A 15208-nucleotide genomic window follows, 5' to 3' on the forward strand; every position below is an offset into this window, starting at 1 on the left:
CGTGCTCACGCCCCGGCGGGACCGGCGGCGGGTGCGGTCCACGGGCCCTGACCTGCCTGGCCCGTCCAGCCCTGCGGCGACACCGGCGGCACCTGCTCGCGCTCCATGACACCGCGCCGGCGGATCTTGTTGAGCACCCAGACGTTGCCGAGGTGCATCACGCCGAGGACGAGCAGGACGACACCGATCTTCACCGAGAGGGCCTCGAAGAGCCCGCGGGCGTTCTCGACGGCTTCCGCCGCCTTGAGGTAGAGCGCCACGAATCCGAGGTTGACCAGATAGAAGCCGACCACCAGAAGGTGGTTGACGGCGTCGGCGAGCTTGTCGTCCCCGTTCAGCACGCTGGCGATGAAGATGCGCCCGTTGCGGCTGAGCGTGCGAGCGACCCAGATGGTGAGTCCGACGCTGATCAGCAGGTAGACGGCGTACGCGACAACAGTGAGGTCCATGCCCCACCCTCCTTGAACGTGTTCAAAAGGCTGGCAGGAATGAACCTGAACCTCTTTTTGAACATGTTCAAGCCGGATCGAAAACTGCCGGGCGCCGGGTCGGCCGACGGGCTAGGGTCTGCCGGGTGACGCTCTCCCATGACATGGCCGGTGACGGTCCCGCCGTCGTACTTCTGCACTCCTCGGTCTGCGACCGGCGGATGTGGGACCCGCAGTGGCAGGCCCTGGTGGACGCCGGATACCGGGTGATGCGCTGCGACTTCCGGGGGCACGGGCAGACACCCGCGGACGCGGGCGAGTACAGCGACGCCGAGGACGTACTGGAACTGCTGGACGAACTCGGCATCGAACGGGCGGCCCTGGTCGCCTCCTCCTTCGGCGGTCGCGTCGCGCTGGAGGCCGCGGCCCGCAGGCCGGACCGCGTGACGGCGCTGGCGCTGCTCTGCGCGGGCATGCCGGGTCATGAACCGAGCCCGGAACTGCGGACTTTCGGCGCGCGCGAGGATGCGTTCTTCGATGCCGGGGACCTGTCCGCCGCGGTCGAGCTCAACCTGGACACCTGGCTGGGACCGCACGCTGACGAGCGGGTCCGCGAGCAGGTCCGGGTGATGCAGCGCCATGCGTTCGAGATCCAACTGGCGGCGGACCAGGCGGCGGAAGCGGCTGCGGACGAGGCGGCCAATGCGTCCGAGGTGTCCGAGGTGTCCGAGGCGGCGGCGACAGCGGCGGTGTACGAAGCCTCCGAGGCTGCGGTGGCAGCGGCTGCGGAGGCGTCAGAGTCGCCCGCCGAGGAGCCGGAGTCCTCCGCGGCCGCGTCCGCTCCGCAGCCCGGCCTCGGTAAAATCGAGGCGCCCTGTCTCGCCGTCGGCGGCGCGCACGACGTCGCCGACTTCCGCCGGATCGCCGCCCGGCTGCCGCAGCTTCTCCCCGACGCCCGTCACATCGAACTCGACTGGGCCGGGCATCTGCCCTCCCTGGAACGTCCCGAGGAGACCACCGCACTGCTCCTCGGCTTCCTCGCCGAGCATCTCGGCGGCCGCGCCGCCCCGCGTGGCCAGGACGTGCTCGCGCCCTACGCGTCCCGGCGTATCTGAGCGGTGATCGTGCGGTCGGTGATCTGCGCGTCGTCGGCCAGCAGGAACGCCTTCGACATGATCACCGACAGCAGTCCGCCGTCCTCCTCGAAGGGCAGAAAGACCCGCTCCCCGCTCCCGGCCGCCGTCGAACGGTCCACCACGATGCAGAGATACGCGTCGTTGGGCTCCATCAGGATGTTGCCCGAGCCGAGATGGATCTTGTACGCGCGGAGCTCACCGCGGACCCGCAGGAAGCGGTCCGTGAGCTCCACGCGGTCCGCGATCCGGGTCCGCGGCAGCAGCCGGGCCAGCGACTCCCTCCGTATCCGCGCCGGTTCGGTGAGCTCGCCGAACGCCCACTCCTTCCAGTACCCGTCGTACGCGCGGTCCGCCCCGCGGTCCGTCCACTGCGGATCCGCCCCGATCGAGGCCACCCCCACGAACAGGTCGACGTCCCGCATCGCCTCCGTCAGCACCGGCTGCGGTACGTCGACGAGGCCGGCCCGCTCCCACGGCCCGCGTGCCCCGCGCCGTCGCTCGAAGCGCACCTGGTCCGTGGAGCACAGGGATGCCGTCCCGCGGTCCACCCCGGGCTGGTCCACCAGCTCGACATAGAACCTGGCCCGCCAGAACTCGCCCTCGGACGTCGGGACATCACCTGCCCGGGGCAGCTCCCGCACCATCTCCGCGGAGTACCCGTCGCTGAAGTACCCCAGGTGGTTGCCCAGCCAGCCGCGCTCCACCATCAGGGCCTTCGCCTGGTTGTAGCGCAGGATGTGCCCGGCGAAGCGGTTGGAGTAGCTTCCGGTCTCCTCCTCGGCCGGGGTGAGCGGATAGACCTCCCGGAAGGCCTGCTTGAACGGCTGCCGCAGCTCGCGCCCGGCGAGCTCCTCGCGCCACGCCGCGATCTCCTCGGCGTCCGCGCGCACCGGATGCCAGAGCCGCAGCAGCGCTCCGTCGGTCACCGGGAGGGCCGTGCCGTCCGCCCCGGCCAGCGCCCAGCCGCCCGCCATACGCTCCGGCAGCCCCGCGGTCCACCGGCCACCGCCGTCGCGGCTCATTTCCCAGATCAGCGTGCGGGCCAGGGAGCCGGTCACCGCAGGGTCGATGTAGTACTGCTCCCAGTCCTCGGTCGCCCAGCGGGTGCCCGCCATCAGATGGTCCTCGAGCCGCATGCGCTCGACCGGCATCAGGGCGCGCAGTTGCTTCAAGGCGCCGCGGATCTCGGACAGTTGTGTGCCGAATTCGTCCCGGACCGCCTTCGGTGCGGACTTCAGGACCCGGCCCTGCGGGCCACGGAAGGAGAGCGCGGCCGCTCCCGACGCGGTGACCGAGAGGACCGCCGTGTAGTCCCCGAGCGCCTCTTCGCGCAGACCGCGCGGATCGAGGCCCACGGACGGCACGGTCCGCTCCCGGAGCATCGACGGGGTGAGCCCGCTGCGCTCGGCCACGGCCTGCAGGGAGGCGGCGATGCCCTTGACCACCGTGCGGTTACGGATCGTGCGCTGGAGCCGGCCGAGCCGGTCGACGGCCTGCTCGCCCTGCGCGCCGCCGAAGTCGCCGAGCACCGCGACCGCGGTGGTGGCCATCCTGACGCTGCGGCAGTAGCCGCCGGAACCCCCCCAGCCCGTACCGGCGTTGAGTGCCACCTCGCCCACGACCGGTACCACCCAGTCCGCCTCCAGGCCCGCGGCGGCCCACAGCAGCCCGCGCACCAGCCGGGTGCTGCCCTCGGCGGCGATCCCCGGCCACGCGTCGCCGGCCCACTGGGGCGCGGCGACCGGGTGCTCCGGCTGCGCGGCCATCCCCTCCAGCAGCGCCCGCACCGTCTCTGCCCCGCCCTCGGTGCGGTCCAGCAGCGCCGACGCCTCCTTGCGCCATCGCTTGGTGGCGCGCACCTTGTCCTGCCTCATGCAGTGCCACAGGAGTGCGTCGATGCCGGGAGCGGCGAGCAGCGTCGGGTGCGCGGCCCGCATCGCCGGTCCGTAGTCGTCGTGCGCGTCGAGCAGCTCGCCCGACAGCCCGGTGGTTTCGGGTCCGGTCCCGGCAAGCTCGTCGAGCCATTCGCGCAGCCACTCGGGGCGGTCCTCCGCCGACGGCAGCCATCTGCGCAGTGCCCGGACATGTCCGCGGTCGTACTCCCCGGCCGTGCGGGCAGCCGTCAACGCGAGCCGCACCAGCGGTACGTACTTGCGCAGCAGGGTGGTCAGGTCGACCTGTGCGTCGGCGCCGACGAGCCGCCCCAGCAGCTCGGCGGCCTGCGGTGCGGTCCATTCGAGCCGCTGTTCCGCCAGCCGGCCGAGCGCGTCCAGGGTGACGTCGTCGTCGCCGCTCCGGCACAGCCAGTCGTGGAACCACAGCGCGGCCCGACGCTGCTCGGGCTCGTCGAGCGACTCCAGCAGCTCCCGCACCGGCGGCCCCTCGCCCGTGCGCTCCCGCCACCCCGCCTCGTAGAGCCTGGCCTCCAGGCCGTCCGTCATCGCCGTCATCGTGCCGGTCCCCTCCCCGCGCTCAACCCCTCACGAAGGTACGGCCCGCCACTGACATCGGGGTCGGCGGCCCCGAACCGGCGCACTCCCGGCACCGCGGCCGTGCCCAGGCAGGCCGCACCCACCACCACCGCGGCGACCGCGAGCGGCACCGCGGTGCCCCAGGCCGCGGCGGCCAGCGGCGCCAGCGCGTACCCGAGCGGCATCGCGCCGAGCGAGAGCAGCCAGTCGTACGACGTCACGCGGGCCAGCGCACCCGCCGGGATCGCCGTCTGGACCGCGGTGCCCCAGACCGGGGAGAGGAAGCCGAGGCCCGCCTGGGCGATCCCGTACGCCGCGATCGTCAGCGGAGCGGGCGCCGCGACGGCCAGCAGCCCGAGCGGCAGCGCATAGGTCGCAAGCCCCAGATTGGCCACGAGTACCGGCCGTTTCGGGCGGACCCGCCCGGCCACCAGCGAGCCGAGCAGCAGCCCGACCGCGCCCGTCTGGAGCAGAGCGACCCAGGCGCCCTGCCCGCCCATCTGCCGTACGGCAATGGCGGGTCCGAGGGTCATCAGCACGGCGGCCGCGCCGTTCCAGGCGGCGTGGCCGACGAGGCTGGTCCAGTACCAGTCGCGCGAGCGGACCTCGACCCAGCCCTCCTTGAGGTCGGCGAGCAGGGAACGGCGCGGAATGGGAACGTGCCGCACGCGAATCGCCACCAGCAGCAGGGCGCTCACCGCGAAGCTCGCCCCGTCGAGGACGAAGGCCCAGCCGGCCCCGACGGTGTAGATCAGCAGGCCGGCCAGTGCGGGTCCGCCGAGCCGGGCGGCGCTCTGCACGACCCCCATCAGGGCGTTGGCCTTTCGCAGCCCCTCCTTTCCCTCCACCGTGCCGGTGATCAGCGGCATGACGGTCGGCATCGCGAACGCCCCCGCTGCCCCGCCGACCGCCTCCGCGGCGGCAATGTGCCACAACCGCGGCTCGCCGCCGAGGAGTTCGATGCCCACCAGGATCTGGGTGAGGCACCGTACGACATCGGTGGCGAGCGCGACCGTCCGGGCGTTGAACCGGTCCCCGACGACGCCGCCGAGCGGCAGCAGCAGGAGTTTGGGCACCATCGCGCAGCCCAGTACGAGCGCGAGAGCACCGGTCGAACCGGTGGCCTGGTACACGGCGAGGGCGAGGGCGGCGGGGATCGCCGCGTCGCCGAGGAGGGAGAGTGTGCGTCCGAGGAAGAGCAGCCTGAAGGAGCGCGTACGCAAGGGGTGCGGCATGCCCGGCAATATACTTCGGTGGCGAACTATTCGGCAACGAAATATATCGGCCGGGCGGGCATAGGGACGGAAGGGCCCCGCGTACCATCGCCGCCATGGAGCACCGCGACTGGACCGACGGGCATGTGGCGCGCTGGAAGCCCGTCCTGCCCGACCTCGACCCCGAGATCGAGGGCGCTGTCACCCGCATGGGCAAGCTCTCCGTCCATCTGCGCCGGGTCCGTGAGCAGTCTCTGGCCGACTTCGACCTGGAGCGCCACGAGTTCGACACGCTCCACAAGCTCGCCGGCCGCGGCGGCAAGGCGGCTCCCTCCGAACTCGCCGCCGACCTCGACCTGGCCCCCGCCTCGGTCACCGGCCGCCTGGACGCACTCGAGCGCCGCGGCCTCGTCCGCCGTACGCCCTCCACCTCGGACCGCCGCCGCGTCGACGTCGAACTCACCGCGTCGGGCCGGAAGACCTGGCTGGGCGCCATGGACGTCCTCGGCCACGAGGAGTACCGCCTGCTCGGAGCGCTCGACAAGGACGAGCGCCGTCAGCTGAACGACATGCTGCGCCGCATCATGCTGGTCGCGGAGGCGGCGTCCGACGGATCCGCGGAGTGCCCGTCACCGACATCACCAGCGAGTACAGACTCGTCGCCGCCGTGATGAACAGCCGGTTGTTCTTGGGGCCGCCGAAGGCGATGTTGGAGACCGGCTCGGGGACCTCGATGCGGCCGATCAGGGTCCCGTCCGGGTCGTAGCAGTGCACTCCGCCGTTCATGGCGGCCACCCACAGCCGGCCCTCGTCGTCGAACCGGATGTTGTCGAAGCGGCTGATGCCGTCCGTCGCCTCGGCGAAGACCTTGCCGTCCGAGAGGGTGCCCCTCTCGCGTACGTCGAAGACGCGGATCTGGCCGGCGCGGGTGTCGGAGACGTACAACTGCTGCTCGTCGAGGGAGAAGGCCAGACCGTTCGGGCCGCCGAAGCCGTCGGCGACCAGGCGGACTTCGCCCGTCGCCGGGTCCACGCGGTAGACGTTGCAGGCGCCGATCTCACTCTCGGCACGGAAGCCCTCGTAGTCGCTGGTGATGCCGAAGTCGGGGTCGGAGAACCAGATCGAACCGTCGGACCGTACGGCCGCGTCGTTCGGGCTGTTGAGGCGCTTGCCCTCGAAGCGGTCGGCGAGGACGGTGAGCGTGCCGTCGGGTTCGGTGCGCGTCACGCGGCGGTTGCCCTGTTCGCAGCTGATCAGCCGGCCCTCGCGGTCGAGCGTGTTGCCGTTGCTGTGGCCGGCCGGAGTGCGGAAGAGGCCGACCGCGCCGGTCGCCTCGTCCCAGCGCAGCATCCGGTCGTTGGGGATGTCGCTCCAGATCAACTGGTGCCAGGCGGGCAGGTAGAGCGGGCCCTCGGCCCAGCGGCAGTCGCCGTGGAGCTGCTCCAGCCGTTCGTCGCCGTTGGCGCAGCGTCCGGTGCGGAAGCGTTCGTCCAGGATCTCGTATATCGATGAGCGAGTGGTGTGAGACATCGTTTAGCCCTTCGGCTTGATGACTGAACAACCTTCTGTCGTTTATGCGTATCGCAGTATGAGGTATGGTTGCAAGCGTGGATGACATTGATCGTGAGCTCGTGGCCCTGCTCCAGCAGGACGCCACCCAGGCGTACGCCGCGCTGGGCAAGGCCGTAGGTCTCTCGGCCGGCGCCGCGCACGAGCGGGTACGGAAACTGCGGGAGCGCGGCATCATCCGCCGTACGACGGTGGAGGTGGACCCGGCGGCGCTCGGGCGGGGGGTGCTCGCCTTCGTCATGGTCGAGTCGTCGGCCTGGATGGGGGAGTCGGGCGCCGCGTTCGCCGCGATCCCCGAGATCCAGGAGGCACACATCATCGCGGGCAGCGCATCCGTGCTGGTGAAGGTGCGCACCGCGACCACCGAGCAACTCCAGGACGTGCTGCGGCGGTTGTACGCCATCGAGGGCGTCAGCGGAACTCAGGCCACCGTCTCGCTGGAGACCTTCTTCGAACGGTCCGTCTCTCCACGCTCCGACTGACCGGCCGCGCCGGCCGGAGGGCATCCCCGATTGTCAGTGGTGGCTTCTACAGTCATTCGGCATGGGAATGGTGACCTTCGTCGACGAGACGACATCGGGGGAACGCCGCGACGCCGTGGGCCTGGAGATCGCGGAGGAGCGCCTCGCGCTGCGCGAGTTGATACGGCGCAGGGCGTGCGAGGAGGTCGTGGACGGCGGGGACACCGGCCGGGCGTACGAGCGCGCGATCGAGGCGTTCGGACGCAACGGCTTCCTGGTGCTGGTCGGAGACCGGCAGATCGTCGAGCTGGACGAGGAGCTCGAGCTCGGCAGCGCCACGGAGGTCACCTTCCTCAGGCTCGTTCCGCTGGTGGGTGGCTGACGTGGCGGCCGGCGCGGACGGCGAAGGCGAAGGGCGGAGTTGGGGAGTTCCCCAGGGGAGAGTCCGGCGCCCGGTGATCATCGCGACCATCCGGGGCCACCCTGACCCACCCCCGAACACCCCATGCGTGCCTACATGCTGGCGAGCGACCGCGCGTAGTTGATCTGTCCCATGACCTGCTGGAACGACTCAGGACCCCGGGCCGGGACCATCGTCGAGTGATGCTTGCCGCCGCTGGTCACCGTGATCTGGATGAAGCCCGTGGTCGTCTTCTCCTTCATCAGCAGGAAGAGCAGACCCAGCAGGCAGAAGACGAAGAAGACGATCGCCAGCACGATGGCATGCGTCGGAATCTTCTCCTCGGTACGCGACATGTCGGTCGCGTTCCACACCGAACCCCTCAGCGGGAGCGTCCCGGCGGGCGTCACAACGGAATCGCCCATGACGGTGATGTCACCGATCGACACCAGCGGCGCACCACCCATCGGAGCGGGCGCCCCCATCGGAAGGGGGGCGGCGCCCGGCTGCTGCGGGTAGCCGTAGCCCTGCGCGGGGCTGGGATAGCCGTACGTCGGGACCCCCTCGGGCTGGGTCGGCGTCGGGCCCCACTTGTACTCTCCGTCCGCGTACGGATTCGGCTCGCTCATGTTTCTCGTCCCCGCTTTCGTGCTGTGTCGAGTCAGACGGGCCGATCCTGCCAGGAATCGCCGTGCACGGCGAAGTCCGAACGGCGAAGGGCCCCGCATCCCTCGAACGGGATGCGGGGCCCTTCGTACCGCGCCAAGAAGCCAACAGCGCCCGGAAATCAGAAGCGACGTGTGATCAGCGCGCGCTTGACCTCCTGGATCGCCTTGGTGACCTCGATACCGCGCGGGCAGGCGTCCGTGCAGTTGAACGTGGTGCGGCAACGCCACACACCGTCCTTGTCGTTGAGGATCTCCAGTCGCTGCTCCCCGGCCTCGTCACGCGAGTCGAAGATGAAGCGGTGCGCGTTGACGATCGCCGCCGGCCCGAAGTACTGGCCGTCGTTCCAGAACACCGGGCACGAGGACGTGCACGCGGCGCACAGGATGCACTTGGTCGTGTCGTCGAAGCGCTCGCGGTCCTCGGCGCTCTGCAGCCGCTCACGCGTCGGCTCGTTGCCGTTCGTGATGAGGAAGGGCATCACATCGCGGTACGCCTGGAAGAACGGCTCCATGTCCACGACCAGGTCCTTGAGGACCGCGAGTCCCTTTATGGGCTCGACCGTGATCGGCTTCTCCGGGTTGATGTCCTTGATCAGCGTCTTGCAGGCGAGCCTGTTCTTGCCGTTGATCCGCATCGCGTCGGAGCCGCAGATGCCGTGCGCGCAGGAGCGCCGGAAGGTGAGCGAGCCGTCGACGTCCCACTTGATCTTGTGGAGAGCGTCGAGCACACGCTCCTTCGGGTCGATCTCGATCTGGAAGTCCTGCCACTGGGCCTCGTCGGAGACCTCGGGGTTGAAGCGGCGGATCCGGAAGGTGACCGTGATGTACGGCGAAACGGCGGAGTCGGCCTCGACCTTGTCCAGTACGGGGGTAGCCATCAGTACTTACGCTCCATCGGCTGGTAGCGGGTCTGGACGACCGGCTTGTAGTCGAGACGGATCGACTCGGAGCCGTCGTCGCCCACCTCGCGGTACGCCATGGTGTGGCGCATGAAGTTGACGTCGTCGCGGTTGGGGTAGTCCTCGCGGTAGTGACCGCCGCGGGACTCCTTGCGCGCCAGGGCGGAAGTCGCCATGACCTCGGCCAGGTCGAGCAGGTTGCCCAGCTCGATGGCCTCCAGCAGGTCCGTGTTGAACCGCTTGCCCTTGTCCTGGACGGACACGTTCTTGTAGCGCGCGCGCAGCTCGGCGATCTTCTCGACCGCCGTCTTGATCGTCTGCTCGGTGCGGAACACCATCACATTGGCGTCCATGCACTCCTGCAGCTCCAGACGCAGCGTGGCGACCCGCTCGTTGCCGGTGGAGTTGCGCAGCCGCTCGACCTGTTCCTCGACCAGCGAGGCCGGGTTCTCGGGAAGCTCGACGAAGTCGTGCTTGGCGGAGTACTCCGCGGCGGCGATGCCCGAGCGCTTGCCGAAGACGTTGATGTCGAGCAGCGAGTTGGTACCCAGACGGTTGGCGCCGTGCACCGAGACGCAGGCCACCTCGCCGGCGGCGTACAGGCCCGGAACGACGGTGGTGTTGTCCGCCAGGACCTCACCCTCGACGTTCGTGGGGATGCCGCCCATGGCGTAGTGCGCGGTCGGCTGGATCGGGATCGGGTCCGTGTAGGGCTCGATACCGAGGTAGGTGCGCGCGAACTCGGTGATGTCCGGGAGCTTGGCGTCCAGCTGCTCCGGCGGCAGGTGTGTCAGGTCCAGATAGACGTGGTCGCCCTCGGGGCCGCACCCGCGTCCTTCCCGGATCTCGGTGTAGATCGAGCGGGAAACCACGTCGCGCGAGGCGAGGTCCTTCATGACGGGCGCGTACTTCTCCATGAAGCGCTCTCCGTCCTTGTTACGGAGGATGCCGCCCTCACCACGGGCGCCCTCCGTCAGCAGGATGCCCATGCGCCAGATGCCCGTCGGGTGGAACTGGAAGAACTCCATGTCCTCCAGCGGCAGCCCGCGCCGGTAGCAGGCAGCCTGCCCGTCACCGGTCAGCGTGTGCGCGTTGGAGGTCACCTTGAAGAACTTGCCGGTGCCGCCGGAGGCGTAGATGACGGCCTTCGCCTGGAAGATGTGGATCTCGCCGGTGGCCAGCTCGTACGCGACCACACCCGCCGACCTCTTGACGCCGTCGACCTCGGTGATCAGCTGGTCGAGGACGTAGAACTCGTTGAAGAACTCCACACCCTCCTTGACGCAGTTCTGGTACAGCGTCTGGAGGATCATGTGGCCGGTGCGGTCCGCGGCGTAGCAGGACCGGCGGACCGGCGCCTCGCCGTGGTTGCGCGAGTGGCCGCCGAAGCGGCGCTGGTCGATGGTGCCGTTCGGGGTGCGGTTGAACGGCAGGCCCATCTTCTCGAGGTCGAGGACCGCGTCGATGGCCTCCTTCGCCAGGATCTCGGCGGCGTCCTGGTCGACCAGGTAGTCACCGCCCTTGACCGTGTCGAAGGTGTGCCACTCCCAGTTGTCCTCTTCCACGTTGGCGAGCGCGGCGGCCATGCCGCCCTGCGCGGCGCCCGTGTGGGAGCGGGTCGGGTAGAGCTTGGTCAGCACGGCGGTGCGGCTGCGCTTGGTCGACTCGATGGCCGCGCGCATGCCGGCGCCGCCGGCGCCGACGATGACGGTGTCGTACTTGTGGATCTTCATTGGTCTCGTCAGCCCCGGCTTTAGCGGATGTTCGGGTCGAAGGTGAAGATCACCAGCGTGCCCAGAAGGATGGTGAACACCGTGGCGGTGTACAGCAGGCCCTTGAGCCACAGGCGCGTGTTGGCGCGCTCCGCGTAGTCGTTGATGACGGTACGGAGGCCATTGGCGCCGTGCAGCATGGCGAGCCACAGCATCAGCAGGTCCCAGGTCTGCCAGAACGGGGACGCCCAGCGGCCGGCCACGAAGGCGAAGCCGATCTTGGAGACGCCGCCGTCGAGCACCAGCTGGATCAGCAGGTGGCCGATGACCAGGACGACCAGGACGACGCCGGACAGGCGCATGAAGAGCCATGCGGCCATCTCGAAGTTGCCGCGGGTCGACTTCGGAGTCTTCTTGGTGCGCTTGCGCGGCGCCTCGATGACAGGAGCCGGATTGTCGGTGTCGAATCGGCGCACAGACTCGACGCCCTCGACCTTGCCGATCGCGGAGGTGGTGTCAGCGGACATTTCTGGCCTCAGCTCCCGAAGACTTCACGGACGGCGTGGCCGAGCACCGGGTACAGGGCACCCACCATCAGCACGAACCAGATGGCCATGACGGTCCAGAGCATCTGCTTCTGGAAGCGCGGGCCCTTGGACCAGAAGTCCACAGCAATGACACGCAGGCCGTTGAGCGCGTGGAAAAGAATGGCGGCCACCAGGCCGTATTCGAGCAGCGCAACGATCGGCGTCTTGTACGTGGCAACGACATCGTCATACGCCTCGGGCGAGACGCGGACGAGAGCGGTGTCCAGCACGTGTACGAACAGGAAGAAGAAGATGAGGACGCCGGTGACTCGATGAGCCACCCAGGACCACATTCCTTCCCGGCCGCGGTACAGCGTTCCAGCCGGCACGGAAGAACCCTCCGGGAGCGGGGATTGGGGCCTGCCGGCTTGGGGGGTCGGTCTGGCCCGGCCGGGTACGGTCCACCGGCCCTGGCCATCGTAGCGACGAGTTGTCGGTTCGTTCGCCCGGGGTGCACAGGTGTGATCAAACAGGCAATCAAACAGCCTCGTACGGGCTATCGGGAAGCCCCCGCGGCGTCTGTTTCCGGATGGTTGGCCACTACATGTGCGAGTCGGGAGCGGGCGAGCCCGCGCAACTCCTCGGCCGAGACTGCCCGCTCCTCGTCCGGCTCATGGGCGAGTCGGGTGCGGATGCCGGCCAGTACCTGGTCGAGGTACTCCTCGGGGCGGTAGCCGTCCAGGCAGATCACGAAGGCATGGCCGAAGCGGCTCTCGTACGCGGCGTGGGCGGCGGACAGGGCGGTCTGTGCGGCCTGGGGCGCGCCGGGGTGCAGGCCGGAGGAGGACTCGTCGGCGAGTGCCTCGGAGAGATCGGCGGGGGAGAGGTCGTAGCCGGCTTCGTCGGACGCGGCGAGCAGTGCGTCCAGATCGGGGTACGGGCGGTGGGCGCCCATGCGCTGGGCCCAGCGGCGGCTGCCGCAGCAGGCGAGCAGGACGGCTTCGGCGAAGTCGTCGGGTGCGGTGTTGAAGTGTGCGAGGCCGGGCGCGCCGCGGCGCTGGGCCGGCAGCGGGGCGGACGGCGGGGCAGGCGGCGGGGACGGTATGCCCGAGGGGGTGAGGCCGCGGGGCGCAGTGTGGTGGAGTGTCGGCGGTCGCTTCGGGAGGCCGGCGTGGGATTCGCTGGACAGCGTGGGGCTCCTCGAAAAGGACAGCGGGACGGTTGGGAAGCGAGAGATGGATGAGTCACAACGCTATCGACGGGTGGCGTGAGCTGTCCGACAGATGCGTGATTTTCACCCGGACGGGAGAGTTTCGGCTCATGTGATGGACGATGGAGGGGGGTCCTTCGCCATAGTTTCACCACATACAGGAGGTTCTGAACCGATGTGGCACTCTCGAAGTGCGCAGGTCACCGGCATGATCGTTTCTGCCACGGTGGCCTTCTCACTGACCTTGGCCGGCTGCTCCGCCGGTGACAGCCCGGCGGCCGCCGGCGGTGGAGTGCAGGAGAACGCGAAGACCCCCACGCCCCCACCCGCCCCCTCCTCGCCCTCACCCTCACGGGTGTACCCACTGTCGAGGGCGCCCGCCACCATCCCCTTCGTACGTACGCACGAGGCGGCCCGCGGACCGGGCTGGATCCCGGGGCGCGACAGTGCGGTCGTCGTCCCCAAGGGCAGCGAGGCGCTCGCCGACGAGGGCCGCCTCATAGCCCGTGAGCTGAAGCTCGGCTACCGGGGCGCGGTCCCCGCCCGTGCCGGCGATGTCGAGCTGGCCCTCGCGTCGACACGGCAGGGCGAGCCCGAGTCGTACACCGTCACCACCCGGGACCGCCGGGTCAGGATCAGCGGCGGGGACGAGGCCGGGGTCTTCTACGGCACGCGGACGCTGAAGCAGGCGGTGCGGTCCGGGGGTGCGATGCCGGAGGGTGTCGTACGGGACGAGCCGGACCGGCCCCAGCGCGGACTGATGCTCGACATTGCGCGCAAGCACTTCACCGCGGGGTGGATAGAGGACCGGCTGCGCGAGATGGCCGACCTCAAGCTCAACCAGCTGGGCCTGCACTTCTCCGACGACCAGGGGTTCCGTATCGCCTCGGACTCGCACCCCGAGGTCGTCTCGCGCCAGCACCTGACCAAGGACGAGGTCCGCCGGATCGTGGCGCTCGCGGGCCGGCTGCACATCGCGGTCGTCCCGGAGATCGACTCGCCCGGCCACCTGGGCGCGGTGATCGCAGCGCATCCTCAGCTCCAGCTCCGTAACGCGGCCGGCGCGCCCACGCGCGGGGCGATCGACATCGCGCAGCCCGAGTCGGCGCGGATCGTGGACGATCTGCTGCGCGAGTACGCGGATCTGTTCACCGACCCCCGGATCCCGCAGGCGTACTGGCATCTCGGCGGCGACGAGTACCAGGCGCTGGTCGTGCAGAACCCGGAGGCGTCCTACCCGGCGCTGGCCGCCGCGGCCCGCCAGAAGTACGGCCCCCGGGCGAGGGTCCAGGATCTGGCGACGGGCTGGGTGAACGACCGCGCGGCGGTGGTGCGCCCCCAGGGCAAGAAGCTCAAGGCCTGGAACGACGGCTTCTTCCGGGGCGGCGTGGTCGCCGCGGACAAGGATCTCGAGGTCGAGTACTGGACGGGCAAGGAGTTCGGGGCACGGCAGCCGGAGGAGTATCTGCGCGAGGGCAGGAAGCTGGTCAACGTCAACGACGAGTACCTCTATTACGTCCTCGGTGAGCCGAACGAATTCCGATACCCCACCGGCCGTCGGATCTACCAGGAGTGGACCCCCCTGGTGGTGCGCGGTAGCAAGCCGGTGGCCGAGCGCTACTCGGAGCTGATCCTGGGCGGCCGCTTCGCTGTCTGGTGCGACCTGGCGAACTCCCAGACCCAGGACCAGATCGCGCGTGGCATCAGGCTGCCGCTGCGGGCGACGTCCCAGAAACTGTGGGACCCGCGGACCCCGGCCCGGGACTGGCAGAGCTTCGTGGAGCTGTCGAGAACGCTCGGCTGAGCCGAGGCCGGACGGGTTCGAAGCCGCGGATTCCCAACAGGGGTCTCCACAGGCCGAGTTCATGTGCGCAGAATGTAACGAGCCGTGGCGCAATGGTGTGCGAGTGGCATGCGGGGGGCACTTCGGGCCAGGTTCGGTCAGGCTGGTGTCACCGGCAGGGGGGAGCGGGACATGGGGTTCTCGGGTTACTACGTGGTGGGCAGGAGCGAGCGGCCGCTCGCCGAACAGGACGCGCTGGTGGGCGTACGGGTGAACCTGGCCCTGTATCAGCAGCGGCCGGACGGCTGGCAGATCTGGCAGCACCCCAGCGAGCCCGATATCGGGGACATGGGTGCGCTCGCCCGGTCGATGGGGTCGCCGGTGCTCTTCGGGTTTGTGATGGACAGTGCCTGCGTCGCGGTGGAGGCCGCGGCTCCACAGAGCGGATCCTGGTACGCGTGCCTGGCCAGGGAGACGATGGCCGGCTATCTGGACGCCAACGGCATGGTGGTCGACGACCTCTTCCTGCCGGCCGAGGACGCGGCGCAGCGGGCCACGGAGTGGGCGGCGGAGGCGGGCACGACACCGGCGGCCGGGCTGCTGAGGGAAGTACTTTGCGCCAATCGGCCCACGCCCCTTGCTGAGGAACTATTCTTCCGATTCCTTGGGGGGCTGGGAATTCCGGGCCTGCCGGAGTGACGCATTTGAGCCATGAGGCGCAGTAAGAGGA

The 15208-nt window shown here is 69.6% G+C and carries 16 protein-coding genes; 6 read left to right on the plus strand and 10 right to left on the minus strand.

The window, feature by feature from the left end:
• Window positions 1–5 precede the first annotated feature (5 nt).
• Window positions 6–449: a hypothetical protein gene (locus OG883_RS02990; RefSeq protein ID WP_266534553.1), complete on the minus strand. Its 444-nt coding sequence runs from the start codon at window positions 447–449 to the stop codon at window positions 6–8.
• Window positions 450–574: 125 nt separating this feature from the next.
• Between OG883_RS02990 and OG883_RS02995 the strand changes: the two genes are divergently transcribed.
• Window positions 575–1543, plus strand: a complete 969-nt coding sequence (locus tag OG883_RS02995; RefSeq protein ID WP_266534556.1) for an alpha/beta fold hydrolase — start codon at window positions 575–577, stop codon at window positions 1541–1543.
• Here OG883_RS02995 and OG883_RS03000 read toward each other — a convergent pair.
• Window positions 1522–4005 carry a DUF4132 domain-containing protein gene (locus OG883_RS03000; protein WP_266534559.1) on the minus strand — a complete coding sequence of 828 codons (2484 nt, stop codon included), beginning with the start codon at window positions 4003–4005 and terminating at the stop codon, window positions 1522–1524. The two genes, OG883_RS02995 and OG883_RS03000, sit on opposite strands and share 22 nt — an antisense overlap.
• A 5-nt stretch (window positions 4006–4010) precedes the next feature.
• Window positions 4011–5270 carry an MFS transporter gene (locus OG883_RS03005; RefSeq protein WP_266534562.1) on the minus strand — a complete coding sequence of 420 codons (1260 nt, stop codon included), beginning with the start codon at window positions 5268–5270 and terminating at the stop codon, window positions 4011–4013.
• A 95-nt stretch (window positions 5271–5365) separates the two neighbouring features.
• Here OG883_RS03005 and OG883_RS03010 point away from each other — a divergent pair, with 95 nt between their 5' ends.
• Window positions 5366–5920 carry a MarR family winged helix-turn-helix transcriptional regulator gene (locus OG883_RS03010; protein ID WP_266534565.1) on the plus strand — a complete coding sequence of 185 codons (555 nt, stop codon included), beginning with the start codon at window positions 5366–5368 and terminating at the stop codon, window positions 5918–5920.
• Here the strand turns inward: OG883_RS03010 and OG883_RS03015 are convergent.
• A complete protein-coding gene (locus tag OG883_RS03015; RefSeq protein WP_266534568.1) occupies window positions 5832–6779 on the minus strand; it encodes an SMP-30/gluconolactonase/LRE family protein in 948 nt (315 codons plus the stop codon). The genes OG883_RS03010 and OG883_RS03015 overlap by 89 nt on opposite strands.
• Before the next feature lie 77 nt (window positions 6780–6856).
• Here OG883_RS03015 and OG883_RS03020 point away from each other — a divergent pair, with 77 nt between their 5' ends.
• Together OG883_RS03020 and OG883_RS03025 are read left to right on the plus strand one after the other, a co-directional pair.
• A complete protein-coding gene (locus tag OG883_RS03020; protein WP_266534571.1) occupies window positions 6857–7300 on the plus strand; it encodes an Lrp/AsnC family transcriptional regulator in 444 nt (147 codons plus the stop codon).
• A gap of 61 nt (window positions 7301–7361) precedes the next feature.
• Window positions 7362–7661 carry a hypothetical protein gene (locus tag OG883_RS03025; RefSeq protein WP_266534574.1) on the plus strand — a complete coding sequence of 100 codons (300 nt, stop codon included), beginning with the start codon at window positions 7362–7364 and terminating at the stop codon, window positions 7659–7661.
• 131 nt (window positions 7662–7792) lie between these two features.
• Here OG883_RS03025 and OG883_RS03030 read toward each other — a convergent pair whose 3' ends face one another.
• The 6 genes from OG883_RS03030 to OG883_RS03055 form a co-directional block, all read right to left on the minus strand.
• The gene (locus tag OG883_RS03030) at window positions 7793–8308 is read right to left on the minus strand and encodes a hypothetical protein (RefSeq protein WP_266534576.1); all 516 of its coding nucleotides are present in this window, start codon (window positions 8306–8308) and stop codon (window positions 7793–7795) included.
• Window positions 8309–8466: 158 nt separating this feature from the next.
• Window positions 8467–9225 (minus strand): succinate dehydrogenase iron-sulfur subunit, encoded by a 759-nt coding sequence (locus OG883_RS03035; protein ID WP_266534578.1) that lies wholly within the window; start codon window positions 9223–9225, stop codon window positions 8467–8469.
• On the minus strand, window positions 9225–10979 hold the full coding sequence (sdhA, locus tag OG883_RS03040) for a succinate dehydrogenase flavoprotein subunit (protein ID WP_266534580.1): 1755 nt from the start codon (window positions 10977–10979) through the stop codon (window positions 9225–9227). The genes OG883_RS03035 and sdhA overlap by 1 nt, the downstream gene beginning before the upstream one ends.
• A gap of 20 nt (window positions 10980–10999) precedes the next feature.
• Entirely contained in the window at window positions 11000–11485 is a 486-nt protein-coding gene (locus OG883_RS03045; protein ID WP_266534582.1) for a succinate dehydrogenase hydrophobic membrane anchor subunit, read from the minus strand.
• An 8-nt stretch (window positions 11486–11493) separates the two neighbouring features.
• The gene (gene sdhC, locus OG883_RS03050) at window positions 11494–11874 is read right to left on the minus strand and encodes a succinate dehydrogenase, cytochrome b556 subunit (RefSeq protein ID WP_266534585.1); all 381 of its coding nucleotides are present in this window, start codon (window positions 11872–11874) and stop codon (window positions 11494–11496) included.
• Window positions 11875–12041: 167 nt separating this feature from the next.
• Window positions 12042–12554 carry a 2-oxo-4-hydroxy-4-carboxy-5-ureidoimidazoline decarboxylase gene (locus OG883_RS03055; RefSeq protein ID WP_266541186.1) on the minus strand — a complete coding sequence of 171 codons (513 nt, stop codon included), beginning with the start codon at window positions 12552–12554 and terminating at the stop codon, window positions 12042–12044.
• A 316-nt stretch (window positions 12555–12870) separates the two neighbouring features.
• Here OG883_RS03055 and OG883_RS03060 point away from each other — a divergent pair, with 316 nt between their 5' ends.
• A complete protein-coding gene (locus OG883_RS03060; protein WP_266534588.1) occupies window positions 12871–14499 on the plus strand; it encodes a glycoside hydrolase family 20 protein in 1629 nt (542 codons plus the stop codon).
• 171 nt (window positions 14500–14670) lie between these two features.
• Window positions 14671–15177 (plus strand): hypothetical protein, encoded by a 507-nt coding sequence (locus tag OG883_RS03065; protein ID WP_266534590.1) that lies wholly within the window; start codon window positions 14671–14673, stop codon window positions 15175–15177.
• The last annotated feature ends 31 nt before the right edge of the window (window positions 15178–15208 follow it).

This window comes from Streptomyces sp. NBC_01142 (genome assembly GCF_026341125.1).
Taxonomy (GTDB): Bacteria; Actinomycetota; Actinomycetes; order Streptomycetales; family Streptomycetaceae; genus Streptomyces.

Coding starts and splice junctions, on each gene's coding strand:
- OG883_RS02990 (WP_266534553.1), bottom strand. CDS start 449: ATGGACCTCACTGTTGTCGCGTACGCCGTCTACCTGCTGATCAGCGTC.
- OG883_RS03000 (WP_266534559.1), bottom strand. CDS start 4,005: ATGACGGACGGCCTGGAGGCCAGGCTCTACGAGGCGGGGTGGCGGGAG.
- OG883_RS03005 (WP_266534562.1), bottom strand. CDS start 5,270: ATGCCGCACCCCTTGCGTACGCGCTCCTTCAGGCTGCTCTTCCTCGGA.
- OG883_RS03010 (WP_266534565.1), top strand. CDS start 5,366: ATGGAGCACCGCGACTGGACCGACGGGCATGTGGCGCGCTGGAAGCCC.
- OG883_RS03015 (WP_266534568.1), bottom strand. CDS start 6,779: ATGTCTCACACCACTCGCTCATCGATATACGAGATCCTGGACGAACGC.
- OG883_RS03025 (WP_266534574.1), top strand. CDS start 7,362: ATGGGAATGGTGACCTTCGTCGACGAGACGACATCGGGGGAACGCCGC.
- OG883_RS03030 (WP_266534576.1), bottom strand. CDS start 8,308: ATGAGCGAGCCGAATCCGTACGCGGACGGAGAGTACAAGTGGGGCCCG.
- OG883_RS03035 (WP_266534578.1), bottom strand. CDS start 9,225: ATGGCTACCCCCGTACTGGACAAGGTCGAGGCCGACTCCGCCGTTTCG.
- sdhA (WP_266534580.1), bottom strand. CDS start 10,979: ATGAAGATCCACAAGTACGACACCGTCATCGTCGGCGCCGGCGGCGCC.
- OG883_RS03045 (WP_266534582.1), bottom strand. CDS start 11,485: ATGTCCGCTGACACCACCTCCGCGATCGGCAAGGTCGAGGGCGTCGAG.
- OG883_RS03060 (WP_266534588.1), top strand. CDS start 12,871: ATGTGGCACTCTCGAAGTGCGCAGGTCACCGGCATGATCGTTTCTGCC.
- OG883_RS03065 (WP_266534590.1), top strand. CDS start 14,671: ATGGGGTTCTCGGGTTACTACGTGGTGGGCAGGAGCGAGCGGCCGCTC.